This is a genomic window from Leclercia sp. LSNIH3 (assembly GCF_002935105.1).
In the GTDB taxonomy this organism is placed as follows: Bacteria; Pseudomonadota; Gammaproteobacteria; order Enterobacterales; family Enterobacteriaceae; genus Enterobacter; species Enterobacter adecarboxylatus.
Genome location: NZ_CP026387.1, coordinates 2,759,621 through 2,784,120, shown reverse-complemented (window position 1 = coordinate 2,784,120; position 24,500 = coordinate 2,759,621). Strand labels below are relative to the sequence as shown.

General features: G+C 57.5%; 21 protein-coding genes. 3 read left to right on the top strand and 18 right to left on the bottom strand.

Annotated features, from left to right (window positions below):
• Positions 1-3 precede the first annotated feature (3 nt).
• The 3 genes from glgX to asd form a co-directional block, all read right to left on the bottom strand.
• Positions 4-1,980, bottom strand: a complete 1,977-nt coding sequence (glgX, locus tag C3F35_RS13435; protein WP_103793256.1) for a glycogen debranching protein GlgX — start codon at positions 1,978-1,980, stop codon at positions 4-6.
• The gene (gene glgB / locus C3F35_RS13430) at positions 1,977-4,163 is read right to left on the bottom strand and encodes a 1,4-alpha-glucan branching enzyme (RefSeq protein ID WP_059307036.1); all 2,187 of its coding nucleotides are present in this window, start codon (positions 4,161-4,163) and stop codon (positions 1,977-1,979) included. Before glgB ends, glgX begins: the two co-directional genes overlap by 4 nt.
• A 249-nt stretch (positions 4,164-4,412) precedes the next feature.
• Positions 4,413-5,516 (bottom strand): aspartate-semialdehyde dehydrogenase, encoded by a 1,104-nt coding sequence (asd, locus tag C3F35_RS13425; RefSeq protein ID WP_103793257.1) that lies wholly within the window; start codon positions 5,514-5,516, stop codon positions 4,413-4,415.
• 177 nt (positions 5,517-5,693) lie between these two features.
• On the opposite strand from asd, the gene C3F35_RS13420 reads away from it, so the two are divergent.
• Entirely contained in the window at positions 5,694-6,287 is a 594-nt protein-coding gene (locus C3F35_RS13420; protein ID WP_032614883.1) for a YhgN family NAAT transporter, read from the top strand.
• Between the two features lie 131 nt (positions 6,288-6,418).
• Here the strand turns inward: C3F35_RS13420 and gntU are convergent, their stop codons facing one another.
• The 5 genes from gntU to C3F35_RS13395 form a co-directional block, all read right to left on the bottom strand.
• Positions 6,419-7,759: a gluconate transporter gene (gene gntU / locus C3F35_RS13415; protein ID WP_103793258.1), complete on the bottom strand. Its 1,341-nt coding sequence runs from the start codon at positions 7,757-7,759 to the stop codon at positions 6,419-6,421.
• 3 nt (positions 7,760-7,762) lie between these two features.
• On the bottom strand, positions 7,763-8,290 hold the full coding sequence (gntK, locus tag C3F35_RS13410) for a gluconokinase (RefSeq protein ID WP_032614887.1): 528 nt from the start codon (positions 8,288-8,290) through the stop codon (positions 7,763-7,765).
• A 126-nt stretch (positions 8,291-8,416) separates the two neighbouring features.
• On the bottom strand, positions 8,417-9,412 hold the full coding sequence (gntR, locus tag C3F35_RS13405) for a gluconate operon transcriptional repressor GntR (protein ID WP_032614889.1): 996 nt from the start codon (positions 9,410-9,412) through the stop codon (positions 8,417-8,419).
• Positions 9,413-9,512: 100 nt separating this feature from the next.
• Positions 9,513-10,208, bottom strand: coding sequence for a pirin family protein (locus tag C3F35_RS13400; protein WP_032614891.1), 696 nt, complete (start codon positions 10,206-10,208; stop codon positions 9,513-9,515).
• A gap of 123 nt (positions 10,209-10,331) precedes the next feature.
• Positions 10,332-11,369 (bottom strand): oxidoreductase, encoded by a 1,038-nt coding sequence (locus C3F35_RS13395; RefSeq protein WP_103793259.1) that lies wholly within the window; start codon positions 11,367-11,369, stop codon positions 10,332-10,334.
• A 392-nt stretch (positions 11,370-11,761) separates the two neighbouring features.
• On the opposite strand from C3F35_RS13395, the gene yhhY reads away from it, so the two are divergent.
• Positions 11,762-12,271, top strand: coding sequence for an N-acetyltransferase (gene yhhY / locus C3F35_RS13385; RefSeq protein ID WP_103793260.1), 510 nt, complete (start codon positions 11,762-11,764; stop codon positions 12,269-12,271).
• Between the two features lie 398 nt (positions 12,272-12,669).
• Here the strand turns inward: yhhY and ggt are convergent, their stop codons facing one another.
• Positions 12,670-14,415 carry a gamma-glutamyltransferase gene (ggt, locus tag C3F35_RS13380; protein WP_072250908.1) on the bottom strand — a complete coding sequence of 582 codons (1,746 nt, stop codon included), beginning with the start codon at positions 14,413-14,415 and terminating at the stop codon, positions 12,670-12,672.
• A gap of 122 nt (positions 14,416-14,537) precedes the next feature.
• Between ggt and C3F35_RS13375 the strand changes: the two genes are divergently transcribed.
• The gene (locus tag C3F35_RS13375) at positions 14,538-14,915 is read left to right on the top strand and encodes a DUF2756 family protein (RefSeq protein ID WP_103793261.1); all 378 of its coding nucleotides are present in this window, start codon (positions 14,538-14,540) and stop codon (positions 14,913-14,915) included.
• On the opposite strand, the gene ugpQ is transcribed toward C3F35_RS13375, so the two are convergent.
• From ugpQ to livH, 9 genes are all read right to left on the bottom strand, one after another.
• Positions 14,912-15,652, bottom strand: coding sequence for a glycerophosphodiester phosphodiesterase (ugpQ, locus tag C3F35_RS13370; RefSeq protein ID WP_032614900.1), 741 nt, complete (start codon positions 15,650-15,652; stop codon positions 14,912-14,914). The two genes, C3F35_RS13375 and ugpQ, sit on opposite strands and share 4 nt — an antisense overlap.
• Positions 15,649-16,719, bottom strand: a complete 1,071-nt coding sequence (locus C3F35_RS13365; RefSeq protein ID WP_103793262.1) for a sn-glycerol-3-phosphate import ATP-binding protein UgpC — start codon at positions 16,717-16,719, stop codon at positions 15,649-15,651. The genes ugpQ and C3F35_RS13365 overlap by 4 nt, the downstream gene beginning before the upstream one ends.
• Position 16,720: 1 nt before the next feature.
• Positions 16,721-17,566 (bottom strand): sn-glycerol-3-phosphate ABC transporter permease UgpE, encoded by an 846-nt coding sequence (gene ugpE, locus C3F35_RS13360; RefSeq protein ID WP_059307032.1) that lies wholly within the window; start codon positions 17,564-17,566, stop codon positions 16,721-16,723.
• A complete protein-coding gene (gene ugpA, locus C3F35_RS13355; protein ID WP_032614907.1) occupies positions 17,563-18,450 on the bottom strand; it encodes a sn-glycerol-3-phosphate ABC transporter permease UgpA in 888 nt (295 codons plus the stop codon). The genes ugpE and ugpA overlap by 4 nt, the downstream gene beginning before the upstream one ends.
• A gap of 582 nt (positions 18,451-19,032) precedes the next feature.
• Complete coding sequence (gene ugpB, locus C3F35_RS13345; RefSeq protein ID WP_059307031.1) at positions 19,033-20,349, bottom strand: sn-glycerol-3-phosphate ABC transporter substrate-binding protein UgpB; 1,317 nt, start codon at positions 20,347-20,349, stop codon at positions 19,033-19,035.
• Between the two features lie 426 nt (positions 20,350-20,775).
• The gene (gene livF / locus C3F35_RS13340; RefSeq protein ID WP_072250910.1) at positions 20,776-21,489 is read right to left on the bottom strand and encodes a high-affinity branched-chain amino acid ABC transporter ATP-binding protein LivF; all 714 of its coding nucleotides are present in this window, start codon (positions 21,487-21,489) and stop codon (positions 20,776-20,778) included.
• A 1-nt stretch (position 21,490) separates the two neighbouring features.
• The gene (gene livG / locus C3F35_RS13335; RefSeq protein ID WP_032614920.1) at positions 21,491-22,258 is read right to left on the bottom strand and encodes a high-affinity branched-chain amino acid ABC transporter ATP-binding protein LivG; all 768 of its coding nucleotides are present in this window, start codon (positions 22,256-22,258) and stop codon (positions 21,491-21,493) included.
• Positions 22,255-23,532 carry a high-affinity branched-chain amino acid ABC transporter permease LivM gene (locus tag C3F35_RS13330; protein WP_032614922.1) on the bottom strand — a complete coding sequence of 426 codons (1,278 nt, stop codon included), beginning with the start codon at positions 23,530-23,532 and terminating at the stop codon, positions 22,255-22,257. Before C3F35_RS13330 ends, livG begins: the two co-directional genes overlap by 4 nt.
• Positions 23,529-24,455, bottom strand: a complete 927-nt coding sequence (livH, locus tag C3F35_RS13325; protein WP_032614924.1) for a high-affinity branched-chain amino acid ABC transporter permease LivH — start codon at positions 24,453-24,455, stop codon at positions 23,529-23,531. The genes C3F35_RS13330 and livH overlap by 4 nt, the downstream gene beginning before the upstream one ends.
• Between the last annotated feature and the right edge of the window lie 45 nt (positions 24,456-24,500).

Sequence of the window (24,500 nt, the reverse complement as noted above, 5' to 3'; positions counted from 1 at the left end):
TTATCATCTCTGGAATACACATACACCGTGCGCAGGCCCATGCCAGGCAGTCATAACGACCGGATTATCCTCTCCGGCAAATGGGGGGATAGCCCGCCACTCCCCTTGGGGTAACGTAATTTCAACAACCTCATCTGTGGCGTTAAGCGTGATAAGCCAGCGATCCGATAGCAGGATTTGCAGGCACGGCACGCCGCTTTGCCACTCACGCGCTTCCAACGGTTGCGCCCTTTTATTCAGCCAGCAAACATTGCCGTCGCCCTCTTCCCACCATTCATTCAGGGTGAGGGCCGGGATCTGCTGACGCAGATGGATTAGCGCAGCGGTAAAGTCCACTAATCCACTGTTTGCCTGTTGCCAGTCCAGCCAGGTTAACGGGTTGTCCTGGCAATAGGCATTGTTGTTGCCGTGCTGGCTGTGGCCATGTTCATCGCCTGCCAGCAACATCGGCGTTCCTTGCGACAAAAGCAGCGTGGTGAGCAGTGCGTGCACGCTGGCGCGGCGCCGCTCAATCACATCCAGATTGCCACTTAATCCTTCTACACCATGGTTAAAGCTATGGTTATTGAAGGTACCGTCACGATTTTCTTCGCCATTGGCTTCATTGTGTTTCTGATTGAAACAAACGCAGTCACGCAGGGTAAAACCGTCGTGCGCCGTGACCAGGTTAATCGACGCAGAGGGCAGACGCCCGTTGCGCTTGAACAGATCGCTGGAAGCGGCAAAGCGCCCGGCAAACTGGCCGAGTGACATATCGCGGGCCAGCCAGAAGCGACGCGCGGTATCACGATAGTGGTCGTTCCACTCGGCAAACGGCGGCGGGAAATTTCCCACCTGATAGCCGCCAGGGCCGATGTCCCATGGCTCCGCGATCAGCTTCACCCCTGAGAGCAGCGGGCAGTTTTTAATGGCCTCAAACAGCGGTGCCTGCTGGCTGTATTCCGGCGTGCGTCCAATCACTGACGCCAGGTCAAAACGAAAGCCGTCTATGTGGAACGTTTCCACCCAGTATTTCAGGCATTCATACGCGTACTGCACCACCGCCGGGTGGCTAAGATTGAGGGTGTTACCACAGCCGGTCCAGTTGTGGTAATCGCCATCTTCCCTTAACCAATAATAGCTAGGGTTATCAATTCCGCGCAGGGAGAACGTTGGGCCTTCCAGATCCAGTTCAGCGCTGTGGTTAAGCACGATATCCAGAATGACCTCAATGCCCGCTTCGTGCAGCGCCTTCACCGCATCACGAAACTCATCCCGCGCCCGCTCAGGATCCGAGGCATAGCGCGGATCGAGGGCAAACATCGCCATCGGGTTGTAGCCCCAGTAGTTGCTAAGACCGAGGCGCTGCAGACGTGGCTCGGAGGCAAAATGTGCCACCGGTAATAACTCCAGGGCAGTGACACCGAGGTGCTTAAAGTAAGCAATCATCACCGGGTGTCCGAGCGCCCTGTAGGTGCCGCGGATCGCCTCGGGTATGCCAGGGTGCAGCCAGGTCAGCCCTTTAACGTGGGCTTCATAGATAACGGTTTTGCCCCAGGGGGTAGCAGGGGCCGTGTCCTCTTCCCAGTCGTAACGATCGTCGCTGACCACCACGCTTCTGGGTGCCACCGCCGCACTGTCGCGGTGATCGGGCGTGGCTTTGCCGGCATGCAGCAGCACATCATCGTTCAGCGTGCCCTCAACCTGATGCGCACAGGGGTCGAGCAGCAGCTTAGCCGGATTAAAGAACAGCCCTTTTGCCGGATCCCACGCACCATGCACCCGAAAGCCATAGTGTGTGCCGGGCCGGGCATGCTCAAGGTAGCCATGCCAGATATCGCCAGTACGGGCCACCAGATCGTAGCGGTGTTCAATGCCTTTACCGTCAAACACGCAGAGTTCAACCCGATCCGCATTCGCCGAAAAGAGGGTGAAGTTCACCCCTTTGCCGTCGTAGCTTGCACCGAGCGGTGCCGGGTTACCTGCAGCGAGTTGCGTCATTCCCCCTCCCGAACCAGCCAGATCGTAGAGAGCGGCGGCAGAGTGAGGCTCAGGGAGTTAGGTCGGCCATGGCTTTCGTGTTCATCGCTCTGTACCAGCCCGCCATTGCCCGCATTGCTGCCGTGGTAATGCATGGAGTCGGTATTGAGCACCTCGCGCCATTTGCCCGGCTGATTGATGCCGAAACGGTAGTGATGGCGTGTCACCGGGGTGAAGTTGCTGGCGACAATGATTTCGTTGCCCACCTTGTCACGACGGACAAAGATCAGCACCGAGCGTTCGTGGTCATCCACCACCAGCCACTCAAAGCCGTAATCATCAAAGTCCAGCTCGTGCAGGGCCTTGTGGTGACGATAGGTATGGTTAAGGTCGCGTACGAGACGCTGAACGCCGTGGTGCCAGTTGTCGCCCCCTTCCAGCAGGTTCCAGTCGAGGCTCGAATCGTGGTTCCACTCGCGGCCCTGGGCGAACTCGTTGCCCATGAACAGCAGTTTTTTGCCCGGGAAGGCGAACATCCAGCCGTAGTAGGCGCGCAGGTTGGCAAACTTCTGCCATGCGTCGCCCGGCATGCGGTCGAGAATCGATTTTTTGCCGTGAACCACTTCGTCATGGGAGAGCGGCAGGACAAAGTTTTCGGTGCCGTTGTAGAGCATACCGAAAGTCAGTTTGTTGTGGTGATACTGGCGATGCACCGGATCCAGCTTCATGTAATCCAGGGTGTCGTGCATCCAGCCGAGGTTCCACTTGTACCAGAAGCCGAGGCCGCCCATCGACGGTGGGCGAGAGACGCCCGGGAAGTCCGTGGACTCTTCCGCCATTGTCACCGCGCCCGGAGTCTGTTCCCCGAGAATGCGGTTGGTGTTGCGCAGGAACTCGATCGCTTCCAGGTTTTCCCGGCCACCGAATTCGTTAGGGATCCACTCCCCCTCTTTGCGGCTGTAGTCGCGGTAGATCATCGAGGCGACGGCATCCACACGCAGGGCATCAATACCGAAACGCTCGATCCAGTAGAGCGCGTTGCCCACCAGATAGTTGGTCACTTCCCGGCGGCCATAGTTGTAGATCAGGGTATTCCAGTCCTGATGGTAGCCTTCGCGCGGATCGCTGTGCTCATACAGGTTGGTGCCGTCAAATTCGGCCAGGCTAAAATCATCAGACGGGAAGTGACCTGGCACCCAGTCGAGGATCACGTTCAGCCCGGCGGCGTGTGCGGCATTGATAAAGTAGCGGAAGTCATCGCGGGTGCCGAAGCGGCGGGTCGGGGCATACATGCCGGTCGGCTGATAGCCCCAGCTGCCGTCAAACGGGTGTTCGTTAATCGGCAGCAGCTCCAGATGGGTAAAGCCCATCCATTTCACATACGGGATCAGCTGGTCGGCCAGCTCCCGGTAGCTGAGCCAGAAGTTGTTCTCGGTATGACGACGCCAGGAGCCAAGATGGACTTCATAAATGGAGATCGGCATATCGAACTCGTTGGCCCGGATACGCTCTTCGCTCTGGGCGACTTTCTCCGGCAGACCGCAAATCAGTGACGCGGTTTCCGGGCGCATTTGCGCTTCGAAAGCATACGGGTCGGCTTTGATACGCAGCTTGCCATGGGCATCAATCAGCTCGTATTTGTAGAGCTGGCCGTTGTGCGCGCCGGGGATAAACAGCTCCCAGATGCCGGTCTCACGACGCAGGCGCATCGGGTGGCGTCGGCCATCCCAGTAGTTGAACTGCCCCACCACTGACACACGACGGGCATTCGGCGCCCAGACGGTAAAGCGGGTGCCGGTAACGCCATCCATGGTGTCGGCATGGGCGCCGAGCGTTTCATAAGGGCGCAGGTGCGTACCTTCGGACAGCAGCCAGGCATCCATCTCCTGCAGCAGCGGACCAAAGCGATAGGGATCGTCGATCAGGTTCTGCTGACCATGCCAGATAACAGCGAGCTGATAACGGAAGACATTTTTGCGGCGGGCCATCACGCCAGCGAAGAAGCCGCGTGAATCAATACATTCGAGTTTACCGACCTTGCGCCCGGTTTTGGGTTCGATTACCCACACTTCAGTCGCGTCAGGTAGCAATGCACGGACTTCCAGTCCGGCTTCAGTGCGGTGCATGCCAAGTACAGAAAATGGATCCGCAAAGTGACCCGCAATAAGCGCATTAATCACGTCTCTATCAATACGAACGGACATGGTATTCATCCTGTTTTTCTAGTTGCCGCCCCTGTCGCGCAGCGGGTACGACCTTAATGTGACCTGAACGGAACAGCACCTTGTGCATCCTCTCTGTTCCATCCAACCTCCAGGCGGAATATGTGACATCCCGCATAAAGCATAGCCAACGCTTTATATGACTCCCGAAAAATAATGAATCATTTGCGTTTTCGTCCTTTAGTACGCAAAAAAAGGGGTGATAAATCACCCCTTAGTCTTAAGTATTTATTACGCCAGTTGACGTAGCATTCTGCGCAGCGGCTCAGCGGCGCCCCACAGAAGCTGGTCCCCGACGGTAAAGGCGGAAAGGTATTCCGGCCCCATATTTAGTTTACGCAGGCGTCCAACAGGGGTAGATAATGTGCCGGTGACCGCAGCCGGGGTCAGCTCGCGCATGGTGATGTCGCGATCGTTTGGCACCACTTTCGCCCACGGGTTGTGAGACGCGAGCAGTTCTTCCACTGTCGGAATAGACACATCTTTTTTCAGTTTAATGGTGAATGCCTGGCTGTGGCAGCGCAGTGCGCCGATGCGCACGCACAGGCCGTCAACCGGGATCACGGAAGAGGTACGCAGGATTTTGTTGGTCTCTGCCTGGCCTTTCCACTCTTCGCGGGTCTGGCCGTTATCCAGCTGTTTATCGATCCACGGGATCAGGCCACCGGCCAGCGGTACGCCGAAGTTGTCCACTGGCAGCTCGCCGCTGCGGGTCAGCTGAGTGACTTTACGCTCGATATCGAGAATCGCGGATGCCGGGTTCGCCAGCTCATCGGCAACGCTGTGATGCAACTGGCCCATCTGGGTCAGCAGCTCGCGCATATGGCGCGCACCGCCACCGGATGCCGCCTGATAGGTCGCAACAGATACCCACTCCACCATATCCTGGGCAAACAGGCCGCCCAGCGACATCAGCATCAGGCTGACCGTACAGTTACCGCCAACGAAGGTTTTTACGCCGTTGTTCAGGCCGTCGGTGATGACGTCCTGGTTAACCGGGTCGAGAATAATGATCGCGTCGTCTTTCATGCGCAGCGAAGAGGCCGCGTCAATCCAGTAGCCCTGCCAGCCGCTTTCACGAAGCTTTGGATAAATTTCGTTGGTATAATCGCCGCCCTGGCAGGTGACAATAATGTCCAGTGCCTTCAACGCTTCCAGATCAAACGCATCCTGCAACGTGCCTGTGGTACCCCCAAAGGACGGTGCAGCCTGGCCGAGCTGGGAAGTGGAGAAGAAGACCGGGCGGATAGCGTCGAAATCGCGCTCTTCAACCATGCGTTGCATGAGTACAGAGCCGACCATACCGCGCCAACCGATAAAACCAACGTTTTTCATAGCTTTTTTTTCCTGCAGAGGGTGTGTGCTGTTTATGCAAGCCAGTATTGAACTGGGATATGCTTCACATTACAAAATGCAGCCAAAGTCGCAAGCGAAATTAATCGATGATTGCCCGGCTATCAGAAAAAGCGCTAATCATCGAAGCAACCACACAAGTATCAGGGATAATTTACAATGAGTGAAATCATTTCCGCAGCGGTTTTATTGATCCTAATTATGGATCCACTCGGAAACCTGCCTATTTTTATGTCGGTGCTGAAGCACACCGAGCCGAAGCGCCGTCGGGCAATCATGATCCGCGAGCTGCTTATCGCCCTGCTGGTGATGTTTATCTTTCTGTTCGCTGGCGAGAAAATCCTCGCCTTCCTGAACTTGCGCGCTGAAACGGTCTCTATTTCCGGCGGGATTATTTTGTTCCTGATTGCCATCAAAATGATTTTCCCGAGCAGCGAAGGCAGCAGCAGCGGCCTGCCTGCGGGTGAAGAACCTTTTATTGTGCCGCTGGCTATTCCTCTGGTCGCCGGGCCGACGATCCTGGCGACGCTGATGTTGCTGTCGCATCAGTACCCGAATCAGATGAGCCATCTGGTGATCGCGCTGCTGATTGCCTGGGGCGGGACTTTTATTATCCTGCTGCAGTCGTCGCTGTTTTTACGCCTGCTGGGCGAGAAAGGGGTTAATGCCCTGGAGCGGCTGATGGGATTGATTCTGGTGATGATGGCGACCCAGATGTTCCTGGATGGGATTAGGGCGTGGATGAAGGGCTAGGTAAAAGCAAAAAGGCAACGTAAGTTGCCTTTTTAAGTTTTGTCGGTCGGGTGAGGCGAAGCCACCGCACGACAAACATACATACTCTGCGGCCTGATACCCTCTCCCACAGGGAGAGGGAGAAAAGAGCATCAGCTCAGCAGCGAAAACGCAATCATCCCGACAATCGCCCCGGTGGTGCCGAGGATGGTTTCCATCATCGTCCAGGTCTTCAGGGTTTGCGCTTCCGTCGCCCCGGAAAATTTACCGAACAGCCAGAAGCCTGCATCGTTAACGTGTGACACCACAATCGAACCACCTGCAATACAGATAGACAACGCAGCCATCTGCGCGCCGGAGTAATTCAGTTGCTCAATCACCGGCATCACCAGCCCCACGGCGGTTAAGCATGCCACGGTCGCAGAACCTTGAATGATACGCACCGCCGCCGCCAGCACAAAACAGGTGACGGCAATTGGCAAGCCCATCCCGGTCAGGGCACTGCCCAGCGCCGGGCCGACACCGGAATCTACCAGTACCTGCTTGAATACCCCGCCCGCACCGATCACCAGCAGAATAATGCCTGCCGGTTGCAGCGCGTGACCGCAGATCTCCATCACCCGGTCTTTCGCCATGCCCTGGCGCATCGCCAGGCCGTAAATGGCCACCAGGCACGCCACCAGGATCGCCGTGAACGGGTGGCCGATAAATTCAAACCATTCGTACGCCGTGGAGCCTTCAGGCACAAAGCGCGCGGCAATGGTTTTCAGCCCCACCAGCACCAGCGGCAGCAGGATCAGCGCGAGGCTGAAGCCGAACGACGGCATTTTGCTCTCGCCCAGATGCGGCTCGGTGATGTCGTCAGGAATATGAAGCTCAACGTAACGGCTGATGAAATTGCCCCATAGCGGACCGGCAATCAGCATTCCCGGTATCGCGGCGCACAGACCGATCAGGATCATCCAGCCGAAGTCAGCGTGCATCTGCGAGGCCAGCAGCATTGGCGCAGGCCCCGGCAGCAGGAACGCGGCAGCGGCTGCTACACCTGCAAACAGCGGAATAACCAGCTTCACGAGATTGGTGCCGGTATGGCGGGCCATGGAAAAGGCCACGCTAATCAGCAAGACGACCGCCACCTCAAAGAACAGCGGCAACGCACAGATCAGACCGGCCAGACCAATCGCATAGTGCGCCCGGCTGTGGCCGAAGGATTTCAGCATTTTGACGGCGATCTGATCGACCGCGCCGGTTTCATGCAGGATCTTGCCAAACATCGCGCCCAGCGCGACGACAATCGCCAGGAAGCCCAGCGTGCCTCCCATCCCCTTTTCCATGGTCGCGGCGATTTTGTCGAGCGGCATTCCAGAAAAGAGACCTGCACCAATAGAAACCACCATCAAGGCAACGAAGGCGTGCATGCGGGCCTTCATTACCAAAAACAGCAGCAACAGCACGGAGCCGACTGCTGTTAAAACAAGCGTTAACGTACTCAAAACTTACTGCCTTTTGTTAATGACCTCAATGGTGCTTGCAACAACACCGTCCAGTGGCTGATCGATATCGACCACCAGTACATCACTTTCATCCGCACCCGGTTCCTGCAAAGTTTCGAACTGCGTCACCAGCATCTGGGTCTTGAAGAAATGCCCTTTACGCGCTTTCAGACGGGTTTCGATCACGTCGAAATCGCCCTTCAGGTAGATGAAGGAGAGATTAGCGTTACCTTCACGCAGCTGGTCGCGGTAGGTCTTTTTCAACGCGGAGCAGACGATCAGGGACACTTTGTTGGTGCGCTGCATGGCAAACGCGGCATCATTCAGCGCCTGTAACCACGGCTTACGATCGTCATCGTTCAGCGGCTCACCAGAAGCCATCTTGTTGATATTGCTGCGCGGATGGAGAAAGTCGCCATCAAGAAACGCGGCATGGATTTGATGCGCCACTTCGCTGGCAACGGCAGATTTACCGCTACCGGAAACGCCCATCAGGACATAAACGTGGTGATCTGGATTAGTGGTGCTCAAGGTATGTCCCTCAGTGAATTGTTACGGGTAACAGTTATCGGTAACATTGTCCTGCCGGGGCTGACGAGAAGCAACATCCAAACGTGTGAGAAATGAATAAGTGTGAGCTAGTTCAAACTTGTCAGATTAAATCGATCCACCCGGTGACAATGTGAAACCTAAATCTAACATCTTAGGGGTCACCGTCTCACCACGAATGCGCGCCAGCAGGCGTTCTGCACCGATACGGCCCATGCGCTCACGCGGGGTGAGAACGCTCGCCAGACGCGGTTCCATGACCTGACCAATGTCGTGTCCGTGGAAACCGGCAATCGCCATATCACCTGGGATAGCAAGCCCCAGACGCTGGCATTCAAAGGCGGCGCCGACCGCGAGGTCATCGTTGGTACAGAAAATGCCATCAAGCTGCGGGTACTCGCGACGGGCCTGACGCATCAGCTCAATACCGGAGGTGTAGGAAGAGGACTGCTCGACCATCACACTGTAGGGCGTTAAGTTAGCGTCGAGCATCGCCTGCTCGTATCCCTTCTGTTTGATGATAGTACGTTCATCCAGACGTGCGCCAAGATAGGCAATATGACGATGACCGCGGGCGATGATGGCCGCCGTCATCTGCCTTGCGGCTTCAAAGTTATCGAACCCGACGGCGATATCGAGACAGGGAGACTGGCTGTCCATCAGCTCCACCACCGGAATACCCGCCACCTCGATCATCTTCAGCGTGCGCGCGGTATGGGTGCGTTCAGTCAGGATCAGGCCGTCAATGTTCCAGGAAAGCATGGACTCCAGACGTTCTTCTTCCAGTTCCGGTTTGTACCCGTAGTGCGCAAGCATGGTCTGATAGCCGAAGGCGTCGGTGACGCTTTCGATGCCGCGGAGCACTTCCGCGAAGACCTGGTTGGTTAAGGAGGGAAGCAGGACACCTACCGCACGGCTGGTCGCATTGGAGAGAATATCGGGTGCGCGGTTAGGGATATAACCCAGTTCATCGAGAGCAGCGGCAATCTTGCCACGTAAGGCCACGGAAACCTGTTCCGGGTTACGTAAAAAACGGCTGACCGTCATTTTAGTCACACCGACGCGATCGGCTACATCCTGAAGTACGGGTCTTTTCTTTTTCATCGTCCTGAGAGAAACCGGTAGTGATAGATTCCCTCAGTTTATCACGGACAAAGACCAACCTTCCCCTGTCATAAGGGAAGGCTGGACATTAATTTAAGATTTAGACCGGCGGCAGGTCGAACAGCAGAATTTCAGCGGCGCTGTCGGCATGCACAGAGATAGCCTGCTCATCCCAGATTGCCAGACCATCGCTGGTGGTCGCTTTGGTGCCGTTAATGGTCACGTCGCCTTTTACCACCTGAATCCACACTTTGCGGTTAGCGGCGATCTGATGCACAGACTGCTCGTCTTTCGCCAGCGCCCAGCGGTAAAGCTCCATGTCCTGATGCACTTTCAGCGAGCCGTCACGGGCATCCGGTGACAGTACCAGCTGTTTACCCTGCTCGGCGTCAAAACGACGTTGCTCGTAGCGCGGGGTGATGCCTTTTTCTTCTGGAATGATCCAGATCTGGTACAGACGCAGACGGTCGGTTTTGCTTGGGTTGTATTCGGAGTGACGCACCCCGGTACCCGCCGTCATAATCTGGAACTCACCCGCCGGAACCTGCTCTTTGTTACCCATGCTGTCCTGGTGCTCAACGGCGCCTTCCAGCACATAGGTCAGGATTTCCATGTCTTTATGCGGGTGGGTACCAAAACCCTGGCCTGCATCAATCACGTCATCGTTAATCACGCGCAGTGCCGAGAAACCCATAAAGTTCGGGTCATAATAATCGGCAAACGAGAAGCTATGCCATGAGTCCAGCCAACCATGATTTGCGTGACCGCGGTCGTTTGCTTTGCGTAAGAAGATCATTGTTTTTACCCTCAGTTCGTTTCGATGGAGTAAGTGTGGACGCAATCGACCTGGGATCATAGAGGGTGAAAATTGACTCCTCTGTTCAAAATATCTGAACAAGAACAAAGGAGTCGTTCAGGCTTATCTGGCAAGGGTTACTGTGGCAGGCGAGGTCTGTTCAAAGCCCCGTTCAAGGATTTCCAGGTTGGTCATCACTTCAATTTCCTTGACGTAATTAGGGGTACCTTTTGTCAGGGTCTCAAACAGCGCATCGTAGACGCGGCCGTAGTCGCCGACCTCCGGTTTGATCTCCTCTTTTACCGTTACGCCCGCGTCGTTAACGTACTCCAGCACGCCCACGGAATCATCCGCCGCAAACCCTGGCTCACCCGGCATGATGTTGGCCTTCAGGCTGGTCTCCTGCTGGTCGATGCCGTACTTGATGAACGAGCCTTTGGTGCCGTGAACAATGAATTTTGGGTAGTCGGTTTTCACCAGATGGCTGGTTTTGACGATGGCTTTCAGGTCACCGTAGAACAGCTGAGCTTCGAAGGTATCGTCCGGGTTGGCTTTATTGCGCAGGCTGCGGATGTCGTAGGCCACGTGATCCGGGCGGCCGAACAGGGAGATGATCTGATCCATGGTGTGGACGCCCAGGCCATAGAACGAGCCATCCTGCGGCAGGCCGGGTTTGGTCTCCGCCACCGGGCGGTAGTAATCGAAGTGGCTTTCGATCTCGACGATCTCGCCCAGCTTGCCGCTCTCAATGGCCTGTTTCGCGGTCAGGAAGCAGGTATCAAAGCGACGGTTCTGATACGGACTGACGGTCAGCCCTTTACTGCGTGCCAGTTCGAACAGCACTTTCGCTTCGGCCATCGTCGGGGTGAAGGGTTTTTCCACCAGCACGTTTTTCCCGGCTTCCAGGGCGCGTTTCGCGTACTCAAAATGGCTGTCGGCGTGGGTGCAGACGATCACCAGCTTGACCTCGGGGTCGTTCAGCACCTCGTCAAGATCGCTGGTGAAATGGATATGGGAGTACTGTGGGGCCTGCTCTTCCGGCTTCGGGTGGCGACGGAAGATGTGCGCGACATGCCAGCTGGCTTTACGGGTGAGAACATACGGAAGGTGATAGCGGGTCGTGCTCTTGCCAAATCCAATAAATGCGCAGTGTAGTGTCATGGCTCAGTCCTTTTGGAAGGTAATTGCGTCTTACCATAGCGCAATACCTCTGCCCGCGCATCGGCCGTCGGCGTCGCTCACGGCAGCACGCAGCAACCGGAGCGTACTTAGCGGGCGTGAGGATGGCGAGTACATCCGGGGGCAAAAGGGCAAGTAAGCCAGGCTGAAACAACACTCAAAAAAAAAGCCAGCAATCGCTGGCTAAAATAATACTGGAAGCAATGTGAGCAATGTCGTGCTTTCAGGTCCCCGTGTCGGTTCTCCCGAAGGCAGAGCAATAATAATCATTCTCATTCGCACTTGTCCACTCATTTTTTGCAAAAAATGCTGGTTGACTCACATTTCAAACTGACGGATGTTGGAAAGGAACCTAACTAACTGAGGAAAAAGGAATGAGTGAGATAGTGATACGCCATATCGAAGCCAGCGATGCAGAAGCGTTACGTGACATCATGTCGCATCCTGGGGTTTATCACGACACGCTACAAATTCCTCATCCCTCTATGGCCATGTGGCATGAACGCGTCGCGGTAAAACCGGGAAGACGGCATCTGGTGGCGTGCCTGGACGGGCGCGTCGTTGGACATATGGCGCTGGACATCATGGAAAACCCGCGCCGGAGCCACGTAGCTACCTTTGGCATCGGCGTGGCGGCAGATATGCAAGGGCGCGGCGTCGGAAGCAGGCTGATGACCGAGATGATCAACCTGTGCGACAACTGGCTGCGCGTTGAACGCATCGAGCTCACGGTTTTTGCGGATAACGCGGCCGCTGTCGCGCTGTATCAGCGTTTCGGGTTTGAAATCGAAGGAACCGGCAGGAAGTTTGCCCTGCGCAACGGCGAGTATGTCGATGCGTATTATATGGCGCGGATGAAGTCGTTAACCTTCCCCTCACCCTAACCCTCTCCCCATAGGGGAGAGGGGACTGTAAGGTGCGGTCTTTTGCCCCTCACCCTATGGGGAGAGCGGATTTTACGGTGCGGTCTTTTCCCTCGCCACTAAGGAGAGAAGGCATTGCACGGTGCGGTCTTTTCCCCTCGCCATAGGGAGAGAGCGGTTTGCACGGTGCGGTCTTTTCCCCTCGCCATAGGGAGAGAGCGGTTTGCACGGTGCGGTCTTTTCCCCTCGCCCTATGGGGAGAGCGGATTGCACGGTGCGGTCTTTTCCCCTCGCCCTATGGGGAGAGCGGATTGCACGGTGCGGTCTTTTCCCCTCGCCACTAAGGAGAGAAGGCATTTCACGGTGCGGTCTTTTCTCCCTCTCCCCTATGGGGAGAGGGCCGGGGTGAGGGGAAACCGTCAGTACCCCGCCGTTAAGTCATCCACCGAACGCGGATCCGATGCACCATACAGCGCACCATCCGGCCCGACCATAATGCTCTGGGTGCTGCCCATCGCCTCTTTCACCACCACTTTTTGCCCGCGCTGTTCCAGCAGTTTCAGCGTGTCCGGGCTAAAGCCCTTCTCCACGCGCAGCTCATCCGGCAGCCACTGGTGATGGAAGCGCGGCGCATTGGTCGCTTCTGCCACGTTCATCCCGTAATCGATGCTGTTGACGACCATCTGCAACACGGTGGTGATAATGCGGCTGCCGCCAGGGCTGCCGGTTACCAGCCAGGTTTTGCCATCTTTCACCACAATCGTCGGCGACATCGACGACAGCGGGCGCTTCTTCGGCCCGACGGCGTTGGCATCCCCGCCCACCAGCCCGTAGACGTTCGGCACGCCCGGCTTGGCAGAGAAGTCATCCATCTCGTTGTTGAGCAGAATGCCGCTGTTACCCGCCACAATCCCGGTGCCAAACGTGGTGTTGAGCGTGTAGGTCACCGCCACCGCGTTACCGTCTTTATCCACCACCGAGAAGTGGGTGGTCTGGTTGCTTTCATAGGGTGCCAGTTTGCCCGGGCGGATCTCGCTCGAAGGTTTGGCTTTGTTGATATCAATCTGATCGGCCAGGGTTTTGGCATAGGCTTTATTGGTCAGCGCCTGCCACGGCACCTTCACGAAATCCGGGTCGCCCAGATACTCTGAACGGTCGGCGTAGGCATATTTTTCCGCCTCGGCCATAACCTGCATCGTATCGGCACTGCCGAAACCAAATTTATGCATATCGAAGTTTTCGAGGATGTTGAGGATCTGCACGATGTGGATCCCCCCGGAGGACGGTGGCGGCATGGAGAAGACCTGATATCCGCGGTAGTCCCCGCTAATAGGGGTGCGCTCCACGGCTTTGTATTCAGCGAGATCGGCTTTGGTAATTAACCCGCCGTTCTTACTCATCTCTTCCACAATCTGGTCGGCAATCACCCCTTTATAGAAGGCATCCGGGCCATTTTCGGCAATCATCTCCAGGCTTTTGGCGAGGTTCGCCTGCACCAGCTTGTCGCCCTTCTTCAGCGGCTCGCCCTCCTTCCAGAAAATGGCTTTGCTGTTCTCATGGTTGGGGAGCACTTCGCTGCCGTAGGTTTTCAGATCGTCGGCCAGCGCGTCGTTCACCTCAAATCCGTCGCGCGCCAGCTTGATGGCGGGCTGCACCACTTTGTTCAGCGGCAGGGTGCCGTACTTATCCAGCGCCAGCGAGAAGCCCGCGACGGTGCCGGGTGTGCCGGTCGCCAGATGGGAGGTGAGGGATTTTTTGCTGTCAGCGTTGCCCTGATCGTCGAGGAACATGTCGCGCGTGGCCTGGGACGGTGCCATTTCGCGGAAATCGATCGCGGTCGTCACACCATCTTTGGTGCGCAGCATCATAAAGCCACCGCCGCCGAGGTTACCCGCCTGCGGGTGCGTCACCGCGAGCGCATAGCCGACGGCCACCGCCGCATCCACCGCGTTACCGCCCTGCTTGAGGATATCCACCCCGACCTGCGTGGCGAGGGCATCCACCGAAGAGACCATCCCCTTCTGCGCCCGCACGGGATGGAACACATCCTCTTCCACGCCGTAAGAGACCGGAGGGGCAGCAGGCGGATTCGCTGCCACGCAAAACGTACCGCCTGCCGTCAGGGCAGCAATCGCTACCCAGCGTAAAAACGTTGGTTTCATCATTGTTTTTCTCCAGGTACAGGGACTCATGCTCCCGCTTAAGCCTGGTTCATAACTCTTAAAAAATCATCGTAATGCGGAAGGCGAGGTAAACTTAAAGGAGGCCTCAGAAGGAGGGAGTATCAATGAAACGACTCATTCTTGTTGCGGCGTTAATGCCGTTTGCCGTGCTTGCGCAGCCCATCAACACCCTGAACAACCCTAACCAGCCGGGGTATCAAAACCCCAGCCAGCAGCGGATGCAAAATCAGATGATGATCCAGCAGCAGCAACAGACAGGGATGCTTAACCAGCAGCTGCAGACCCAGACACGCGTTCAGCAGCAGCATCTGCAAACGCAGATGAATAACGATACCCTGCGGGTTCAGCAGAGCCAGCCGGGGGGGCAGGTTCTGCCTAACACCAATGGCGGTATGTTGAGCGGCGTCGAGTCGTCGGGCGGCGTGCAGCAGCAACATATGCTGCCGCAGCGACAGAACGGCGATCTGCTTAATAACCCTTAAGGCTGAAAGTCCGGGCCTATCAGGGCAATTGCATCGGTACAGATGCAATCCACGCCCCAGCGCAGCAGCTCTGCTGCCCGCTGGGGCTGGTTAACGGTATAGACCAGGATATGCAGACCGGCGGCCTTAATCAGGTTTACCCGCGCCTCATCCAGCAGGCGGTGATTGAGGTGAATCGACACGCAGCCCAGCCGGGTGGTCAGCTCACGCCAGTCTTCACGCCACTCGTCCAGCAGTAAACCGCGCGGCAGCTCGGGGGCCGCAGCCTGCGCCGCCTCCAGCGCGTCGATCTCAAACGACGACAGCAGCGGTGCCGTCATCCCTTCCCATAATTCACGTGCGGCCAGCGCAATCACCTTGCCGGTCAGCGGCCCCGTACCGGTGGTCGGCTTGATCTCAATATTGGCCATCATCCCGTGCTGACGGCAGCGGTCTGCCACCTCGGCCAGCAGCGGCAGTGGCTCGCCTTTAAAGTCTTTGCCGAACCAGCTTCCGGCGTCCACCTTCAGCAGATCGCGCCACGGCAACTGTCCCGCCACGCCCCAGCCGTTGCTGGTGCGCTCGAGGTTGTCATCGTGTAGCAGGAAGATCTCTCCGTCCTGCGACAATTTGGCGTCGAACTCGATCATCGTGTGACCGTAGCGCGCACCAACGTCTATTGCCGCCAGGGTGTTTTCCGGTGCCAGTTTCCCGCCGCCACGGTGGGCGACGATGTGGGGATAAGGCCAGTTACTCATACACGTTGTCCTGTTTCACCATCGAATAGATGCAGATGATTTTCCGGCAGATGCAGCCACAACGTGCTGCCCGCTTGCGGGCGCTCCTGATGCGACATACGCACCACCAGCTTCTGCTCGCCCCAGCGTCCGTGCGCCAGATTGTCGGCACCCAGCATCTCGAGGGTGTCCATCACCAGCGGCACCCCGCCTTCCGACTGCGAGCTTAACGCAATATGTTCCGGGCGGATACCCAGCGTCATTTTGCGTCCGGCGTAACCGCGATAGAACCAGTTGATGGGCAGTGCCATACCGCTCTCCAGCTCAAAATGGGTGCCCGCCGTGCTGATGCGCCCTTCCAGCAGATTCATGGCCGGGCTGCCGATAAAGCTCGCCACAAAGCGGCTGGCCGGCTTTTCGTACACTTCCACCGGGGTGCCAATCTGCTCGGCGATACCTTTGTTCATCACCATCACCCGCTGGGCGAGGGTCATGGCTTCCACCTGATCGTGGGTGACGTACAGCGACGTGGTTTTCAGGCGACGGTGGAGATGCTGCAACTCAAGACGCATCTGCACACGCAGTTTTGCATCGAGGTTAGAGAGCGGCTCATCGAACAGGAACACCGCCGGGTCACGCACGATGGCACGGCCCATCGCCACACGCTGACGCTGGCCGCCTGAGAGTTCGCGCGGACGGCGTTTCAGCAGGCCGTCCAGCTCCAGAATTCGGGCCGCCTCTTTCACCCGCTCTTCGATGTGGCCTTTGCCCATGCCGCGGATTTTCAGCCCCCAGGCCATGTTCTCTTCCACGCTCATGTGCGGATAAAGCGCGTAGTTCTGGAACACCATCGCGATGCCGCGATCTTTTGGCTCCATCTCGGTGACACGCTGGCGGTCGATCCAGATATCCCCGGACGTCACACGCTCCAGCCCGGCGACCATCCGCAGCAGGGTCGATTTGCCGCAGCCCGACGGGCCGACCATCACGATAAATTCGCCGTCCGCCACGTCGAGCGTCAGCGGCTGAATCACCTGGGTTTTGCCATCCCAGCTTTTGGTTACTGCCTGAAGTTTTAAACCTGCCATCTTATTTCTCGCTATCGACCAGGCCGCGGACAAACGCGCGCTGCATGGCTAAAACAATGACTACGGGTGGGATAAGGGTGAGCAGCATCGCCGCCATCACCTGGTTCCAGAGGGTGGTGCCTTCGCCAGTGGCGATCATGCCTTTGATGCCCGCCACGGCGGTGCCGAGGTTGACGTCCTGGATAATCAGCAGCGGCCACAGGTACTGGTTCCAGCCGTAGATAAAGGTGATGACAAACAGCGCCGCCAGGTTGGTTTTCGATAGCGGCAGCACGATGTCACGGAAGAAGCGCATCGGCGAGGCACCGTCGATACGCGCCGCCTCAATCAACTCGTCCGGCAGGGTCATAAAGAACTGACGGAACAGGAAGGTGGCGGTAGCCGAGGCCATCAGCGGCAGGGTTAAGCCCGCATAGCTGTCGAGCATGCCGAGGTTGGCGATCACCTCCACCGTCGGGAAGATACGCACCTCCACCGGCAGCATCAGGGTGATAAAGATCATCCAGAAGAACAGGTTACGCAGCGGAAAGCGGAACCAGACGATGGCGAAGGCTGAAAGCATCGACACCGTGATTTTGCCCACCGTAATGCCGAACGCCATGATGAAGCTGTTGAGCATCATCAGCCAGAACGGGGCGCTGTTCGCCCCCACGCCCTGGGTCCAGATGGTCGCCATGTTCTCGAACAGATGGCCGCCGGGGATCAGCGTCATCGGGGTTTCAAATATGGCGTTGCGATCCAGCGTGGCGGCGACAAAGGCCACATACAGCGGGAACAGGATGACGACGATCCCCAGGATCAGCATGGTGTGGCTGAAAATCGTCAGCCCGCGACGGTTCTCAATCATTGGTAGCGCACCTTACTTTCGACATAGCGGAACTGCACCACCGTGAGGATGATGACGAGGAACATCAGCACCACCGACTGGGCGGCAGAGGCCGAGAGATCCAGACCGGCGAAACCTTCGCGGTAGATCTTATAGATAAGCGTTGTGGTGGCCTGCACCGGGCCGCCTGCGGTGGCCGCATCGATCACCGGGAAGGTGTCGAAGAAGGCGTACACCAGGTTGACCACTAACAGGAAGAAACTCACCGGCGCGATCAGCGGCAGCGCCAGCTTAAAGAAGCGGCGAACCGGGCCTGCGCCGTCAATCGCGGCGGCTTCCACCAGCGAGCGCGGGATGGATTGCAGGGCGGCGAAGAAGAACAGGAAGTTGTAGCTGATCTGCTTCCATACCGACGCGAACACCACCAGAAACATCGCCTGGCCGCTGTGCTGGGCGTGGTTCCAGTCATAGCCGAACTCGCCAAGGAAGTGGGTGATCAACCCGCGGCCAGGGTTAAAGAGGAAGATCCACAGTACGGCAGCGACCGCGGGGGCCACAGCGTAGGGCAGTAACATCAGGGTCTGGTACAGACGGCTGCCGCGCACCACGTAATCCACCAGCGCGGCGAAGAACAGCGAAGCGAGAAGGCCGCTGACGGTGACCAGGGTGCTGAATTTGATCGTCGTCCAGAAGGCGTCGATGTAATAGCTGTCGTGCCACAGGGCAGCGAAGTTATCCAGGCCGACAAACTGGCTGGATAGCCCAAACGGATCAACGCTTTGTACCGAATACCACAGCGCTTCGCCCGCAGGCCAGATAAAGAAGATTACGGTGATCACCAGTTGCGGCGCGACCAGCAAATAGGGTAGCCAGCGGGAGCGGAACACCGGACGGGATGAGGACATTGATATTCGATTCCTGAACAATGCCGGGTGGCGGCTACGCCTTACCCGGCCTACAAAACATACCCCTCACCCCGGCCCTCTCCCCAAAGGGGCGAGGGAGAAAAGACGGCTCCGTGCAGTCTTCTCTCTCCAAAGCCGCAAGGGAGAAAAGACGGCTCCGTGCAGTCCTCTCTCTCCGAAGCGGCGAAGGAGAAAAGACGGCTCCGTGCAGTCTTCTCTCTCCAAAGCGGCAAGGGAGAAAGACGGCTCCGTGCAGTCCCCTCTCTCCAAAGCGGCCAGGGAGAAAAGACGGCTCCGTGCAGTCCTCTCTCTCCGAAGCGGCGAGGGAGAAAAGACGGCTCCGTGCAGTCACCTCTCTCCGAAGCGGCAAGGGAGAAAAGACGGCTCCGTGCAGTCCCCTCTCTCCAAAGCGGCGAGGGAGAAAAGACGGCTCCGTGCAGTCCTCTCTCTCCAAAAGGGCAAGGGAGAAAAAGATGCCTCCGCACCGTCCCCTTTCCCCAAAAGGGCAAGGGAGAAAAGACAGCTCCCTACCGTCCCCTCTCCCCTCTGGGGAGAGGGTTAGGGTGAGGGGTAAGGTTTTAATTAAGACTTCGTCGACTGCTCAAAGCGGCGCAGCAGCTGGTTACCACGCTCTACTGCGGCATCCAGCGCCTGCTGTGGCGATTTTTTACCGGTCCACACGCTCTCCAGCTCTTCGTCCACAATGGTACGGATCTGCGGCATGTTGCCCAGGCGCAGGCCTTTGGTGTACGGCAATGGTGGCTTGTTCAGCATCTGACGCGTGGCGATATCCGCACCCGGATTCTTGTCATAGAAGCCCTGCTCGCGGGTCAGGTCATACGCGGCTTTGGTGATCGGCAGGTAGCCGGTCTTCTGGTGCCATTCGGCTGCGTTTTCTGGCTTCGCCAGGAAGTCGAGGAACTCTGCCACGCCTTTATAGGTCGTGTTGTCTTTGCCCTGCATTACCCACAGGCTGGCCCCGCCGATGATGGCGTTCTGCGGCGCGCCTTTCGAGTCGGCGTCGTACGGCATCATGCCCACCCCGTAGTTGAATTTGGCGTAGTGACGGATATCCGCCAGCGAGCCGGAAGAGGCGGTAGTAATCGCGCAATCGCCGTTGTAGAACTTCTCGGTGGATTCGTCTTTACGCCCGAAGTAGCTGAAATCGCCCTTCTTGTTCAACTCTTGCAGCAGAGCAATATGCTTCACCTGCTCTGGCTTGTTGAACTCCAGTACCGCGTTGGTGCCGTTGAAACCGTTATTTTCGGTGGCGACCGGCTGGCCGTGCCAGGCGCTGAAGTTCTCGATCTGGATCCAGCCCTGCCAGCCGCTGGCGTAGCCACACTTCATGCCTGCGGCTTTCAGTTTGGCCGTGTACGCCGCCAGATCCTGCCAGGTTTTCGGCGGCTGCTCCGGGTCTAAACCGGCTTTCTTGAAGGCGTCTTTGTTGTAGTACAGCACCGGGGTGGAGCTGTTAAACGGCTGAGAAAGCAGATGACCGGATTTGGAGTCGGTGTAGTAGCCGGAGACCGTTGGCACGAACTGGGATTCGTCGAAGTTAATGCCCGCGTCTTTAAACACTTCGTACACCGGCTTAATGGCTTTGGAGGCCATCATGGTGGCGGTGCCCACTTCGTAAACCTGTAACAGCGCCGGGGCGTTGCCGGTACGGAACGCGGCGATACCGGCGCTCAGGCTCTGCTCATAGTTACCTTTGTACACCGGCACAATTTTGTAATCCGGGTGGGTGTCGTTGAAACGCTGCGCCAGGGAGTCAACTTCTTTACCCAACTCCCCTTCCATGGAATGCCAGAACGGAATAGTGGTGACGGCCATTGCGTTAGTCGCAAAAGCCAGACCCATTGCCAGACCCAAAGCTGTGTGTCGTAACGATGTCATTGTCATCTCTCTTATTGTGCCGGATGCGCGATATCACGCGTTTTGTGCTCGCGAGGTAACATGACATGCTCGAATGACAGAAAAATAACCGTTTGTTTACAGTGATATGACAACAAGGCGTCAGGGGGATGATGGTTGTGTGAAGGGGTTGGATGCGGCCCGTTGCCCTCACCCCGGCCCCCTCCCACAGGGAGAGGGAGAAAACACTAAAAAGGCAACGTGCGTTGCCTTTTGCTTCTACCTTGTGCGGCCCGTTGCCCTCACCCCGGCCGTCTCCCACAGGGAGAGAGAGAAAACACTGAAAAGGCAACGTGCGTTGCCTTTTGCTTGTACCTTGTGCGGCCCGTTGCCCTCACCCCGGCCCTCTCCCACAGGGAGAGGGAGCAAACATTAAAAAAGGCAACTTACGTTGCCTTTTTGCTTTTACTATCCGCCGAGGTAAGCGCTTCTGACGGCTTCGTTCGCCAGCAGCGCGTCGCCGGTATCTTCCAGCACCACCCGGCCATTCTCCAGCACGTAGCCGCGATCCGCGAGCTTTAGCGCCTGGTTGGCGTTTTGCTCCACGAGGAAGATGGTCATCCCTTCGCTACGTAACTGCTCGATGGTGTCGAAGATCTGCTGAATGATAATGGGTGCCAGCCCGAGCGAAGGTTCGTCGAGCAGCAGCAGACGCGGCTGGCTCATCAGCGCGCGGCCGATCGCCAGCATCTGCTGTTCCCCGCCGGACATGGTGCCCGCCCGCTGAATACGACGCTCAAACAGGCGTGGGAACAGGTCATACACCCGTTTAATACGGGTCTGGAACTGTTCGCGCTCGGCAAAGAAGCCGCCCATCGCCAGGTTCTCTTCCACCGTCATACGTGAGAATACGCGACGCCCTTCCGGGACAATCGCCACGGCTTCACGCATGATTTTGGCGGTCTGCCAGTCGGTAATGTCTTTACCATCAAAGACGATACGCCCGCTGGTGGCGCGCGGGTCGCCACACAGGGTGCCCAGCAGCGTGGTTTTGCCCGCGCCGTTGGCACCAATCAGGGTCACAATCTCTCCCTGGTTGATGTGCAGGCTGACGTCGTGCAGGGCCTGGATCTTGCCGTAGTGGGCATTAACCTTGTCAAAAGATAACATCACTTTATCCATCTTATGCCTCACCCAGGTATGCGCGGATCACGTCCGGGTTGTTGCGAATCTCTTCCGGCGTACCGTTCGCCAGCGGCGTGCCCTGGTTCACCACGTAAATGCGGTCCGAAATGCCCATCACCAGCTTCATATCATGCTCAATCAGCAGGATAGTGGTGTCGTGATGGTTACGCAGCTCGACAATCAGCTCGTCCAGCTCTTTGGTCTCTTTCGGGTTGAGGCCCGCAGCCGGTTCGTCGAGCATCAGGATCTGCGGCTGCGTCACCATGCAGCGGATAATCTCCAGACGACGCTGGTCGCCGTAGGCCAGATTGCTGGCCTGACGGTTAGCGTGTTGCAGCAGGCCGATGCGGTCGAGCCAGGTGGCGGCGCGATCCAGCGCTTCATCCTGCGCCCGGCGGAAGGCCGGGGTTTTCAGCAGGCCGGAAAACAGCCCGGTTTTGAGCTGCTGATGCTGTGCCACCAGCAGGTTCTCAATCACCGTCATCTCACGGAACAGACGCACGTGCTGGAAGGTACGCACCACGCCCATGCGGGCAATCTGCTGGCCCGGCAGCCCTTCCAGATGTTTATCACCCAGCATAATGGTGCCGCCCGTCGGCTTATAGAAGCCGGTCAGACAGTTGAACACCGTGGTTTTACCCGCGCCGTTCGGGCCAATCAGGGAAACGATCTCTTTTTGATGCAGATCCAGCGACACGTTGTTGACCGCCAGCAGGCCGCCAAAACGCATCATCAGGCCGTTAACGGATAATAATGGCTGACTCATGCCTGCTCTCCTTTCGCTTGCCCGTTTTTCAGTTTCAGCTGTGGACGGGTCATCGGCAGCAAGCCCTGCGGACGCCAGATCATCATCAGTACCATCAAACCACCCAGCATCAGCATGCTGTACTCGTTAAAGTCACGCATCAGCTCGCGGGAGACCACCAGCAGGATAGCCGCGAGGATCACCGCGAACTGCGACCCCATCCCACCCAGCACCACAATCGCCAGCACGAAAGCAGATTCGGCGAAGGTGAAGGATTCCGGGCTGACGAAGCCCTGACGCGCGGCGAACAGCGTGCCAGCGAAACCGGCAAACGCGGCGCTGATGGTAAAGGCGGTCAGCTTGATGCGGGTCGGGTTCAGACCCAGGGAACGACAGGCGATCTCATCTTCACGCAGCGCTTCCCACGCACGGCCCAGCGGCATACGCAGCAGACGGTTAATCACGAACAGGGTGATGACCACCAGCAGCAGCGCCACCAGGTAGAGCCAAATCACGCGGTCGGACGGGTCGTACTTAATGCCAAAGAAGTTGCTGAAGGTATCCCAGCCGCCTTCACGTGCAGAACGGCTGAACTCCAGGCCGAAGAAGGTCGGTTTCGGGATCTGGCTGATACCGTTCGGACCACCGGTCACTTCGGTATTGTTAAGCAGCAGGATACGGACGATTTCGCCGAAGCCTAAGGTCACAATCGCCAGATAGTCGCCGCGCAGGCGCAGCACCGGGAAGCCGAGCAGGAAGCCCGCTGCGGCAGAGACCAGCCCCGCCAGCGGCAGACAGGTCCAGAAGCCGAGGCCGTAATAGTGGTTCAGCAGGGCAAAGGTGTAAGCGCCGATGGCGTAGAAACCGCCATAGCCCAGCACCAGCAGGCCAGACAGACCCACCACCACGTTCAGACCAAGACCGAGGATCACGTAAATCATGGTCAGGGTGGCGATATCCACCGTGCCGCGTGACACCATGAATGGCCATGCTACAGCAGCCACCAGCAGCGCCACGAGGAACAGCTTCTGTTTAACGGTGGAGCCGTCAATCGCAGGCAATACAAACTTCGGCCCGGAGACGCTTTTCAGTGTCTTCTGGAAAACAGGACGCAGCACCTGGAAGAAAAAGACCACCGCAGTGCCCACAAAGACCCACTGCCAGCGGATATCCGCCGCGGAATCCACAACCAGCTTAGTGCCGCTCAGCTCCAGCTGAACGCCCATGAAGACGCTCGCCAGCACGAAGAACATCGCTGCCGAGAGCAGCGCCATTGCAAAATGCATCGGTTTCATACTTTCTCTACCTCCGGACGACCCAAAATACCGGTAGGCATGACCAGCAGGACCAGAATCAGCAGGGCGAAGGAGACCACATCTTTATATTCGGTACTCAGGTAGGCAGAGGAGAGCGCTTCGGCCACGCCCAGGATCAGGCCGCCGATCATTGCACCCGGAATACTGCCGATACCGCCCAGAACGGCTGCGGTAAAGGCTTTCATCCCGGCCATAAAGCCGATGTACGGGTTAATTACGCCGTAGAACTGACCGAGCAATACCCCCGCTACCGCCGCCATCGCCGCCCCAATCACGAAGGTCAGAGCGATCACGCGGTCGGTGTTGATGCCGAGCAGGCTCGCCATTTTCAGGTCTTCCGCGCAGGCGCGGCAGGCGCGGCCCATACGGGAGTAACGGATGAAAAGGGTCAGCGCCAGCATGGCGACAAAGGTGACAATCCAGATCACCAGCTGCATGGTGGTAATCGACGCCGAGAAGTTCTCGCTCGCGCCAACAATCCACTGGCCGTTGAACAGGCTTGGCAGCGCCACGTCGCGTGACCCTTCGGTCAGGCTGACGTAGTTTTGCAGGAAAATGGACATACCGATTGCGGAGATCAGCGCGATCAGGCGCTTGGAGCTACGCACCGGGCGATAGGCCACCCGTTCGATACTCCAGCCATAGGCGCTGGCAATGATAATCGCCCCGACAAACCCGGCGGCCACCAGCAGCCAGCTGCTGTCGATCCCCATCATCATCAGCGCGGCGATAATCATAAAGGAGACATAACTGCCGATCATGTACACCTCGCCGTGGGCGAAGTTGATCATGCCGATAATGCCATACACCATCGTGTAGCCGATGGCGATCAGTGCGTAGGTGCTTCCCAGCGTGACGCCGTTAAACATCTGCTGCAAAAAATAGAGAAACTGCTCGGACATAAGATAACCTTTCTAGTCCCGCCCGGTCATGCCGGGCGGTGGGAT

What these genes read in the sequence shown, in the direction of transcription:
- glgX (WP_103793256.1), bottom strand. Translation starts at nt 1,980, where the DNA reads ATGACGCAACTCGCTGCAGGTAACCCGGCACCGCTCGGTGCAAGCTAC.
- glgB (WP_059307036.1), bottom strand. Translation starts at nt 4,163, where the DNA reads ATGTCCGTTCGTATTGATAGAGACGTGATTAATGCGCTTATTGCGGGT.
- asd (WP_103793257.1), bottom strand. Translation starts at nt 5,516, where the DNA reads ATGAAAAACGTTGGTTTTATCGGTTGGCGCGGTATGGTCGGCTCTGTA.
- C3F35_RS13420 (WP_032614883.1), top strand. Translation starts at nt 5,694, where the DNA reads ATGAGTGAAATCATTTCCGCAGCGGTTTTATTGATCCTAATTATGGAT.
- gntR (WP_032614889.1), bottom strand. Translation starts at nt 9,412, where the DNA reads ATGAAAAAGAAAAGACCCGTACTTCAGGATGTAGCCGATCGCGTCGGT.
- C3F35_RS13400 (WP_032614891.1), bottom strand. Translation starts at nt 10,208, where the DNA reads ATGATCTTCTTACGCAAAGCAAACGACCGCGGTCACGCAAATCATGGT.
- C3F35_RS13395 (WP_103793259.1), bottom strand. Translation starts at nt 11,369, where the DNA reads ATGACACTACACTGCGCATTTATTGGATTTGGCAAGAGCACGACCCGC.
- yhhY (WP_103793260.1), top strand. Translation starts at nt 11,762, where the DNA reads ATGAGTGAGATAGTGATACGCCATATCGAAGCCAGCGATGCAGAAGCG.
- ggt (WP_072250908.1), bottom strand. Translation starts at nt 14,415, where the DNA reads ATGATGAAACCAACGTTTTTACGCTGGGTAGCGATTGCTGCCCTGACG.
- C3F35_RS13375 (WP_103793261.1), top strand. Translation starts at nt 14,538, where the DNA reads ATGAAACGACTCATTCTTGTTGCGGCGTTAATGCCGTTTGCCGTGCTT.
- ugpQ (WP_032614900.1), bottom strand. Translation starts at nt 15,652, where the DNA reads ATGAGTAACTGGCCTTATCCCCACATCGTCGCCCACCGTGGCGGCGGG.
- C3F35_RS13365 (WP_103793262.1), bottom strand. Translation starts at nt 16,719, where the DNA reads ATGGCAGGTTTAAAACTTCAGGCAGTAACCAAAAGCTGGGATGGCAAA.
- ugpE (WP_059307032.1), bottom strand. Translation starts at nt 17,566, where the DNA reads ATGATTGAGAACCGTCGCGGGCTGACGATTTTCAGCCACACCATGCTG.
- ugpA (WP_032614907.1), bottom strand. Translation starts at nt 18,450, where the DNA reads ATGTCCTCATCCCGTCCGGTGTTCCGCTCCCGCTGGCTACCCTATTTG.
- ugpB (WP_059307031.1), bottom strand. Translation starts at nt 20,349, where the DNA reads ATGACATCGTTACGACACACAGCTTTGGGTCTGGCAATGGGTCTGGCT.
- livF (WP_072250910.1), bottom strand. Translation starts at nt 21,489, where the DNA reads ATGGATAAAGTGATGTTATCTTTTGACAAGGTTAATGCCCACTACGGC.
- livG (WP_032614920.1), bottom strand. Translation starts at nt 22,258, where the DNA reads ATGAGTCAGCCATTATTATCCGTTAACGGCCTGATGATGCGTTTTGGC.
- C3F35_RS13330 (WP_032614922.1), bottom strand. Translation starts at nt 23,532, where the DNA reads ATGAAACCGATGCATTTTGCAATGGCGCTGCTCTCGGCAGCGATGTTC.
- livH (WP_032614924.1), bottom strand. Translation starts at nt 24,455, where the DNA reads ATGTCCGAGCAGTTTCTCTATTTTTTGCAGCAGATGTTTAACGGCGTC.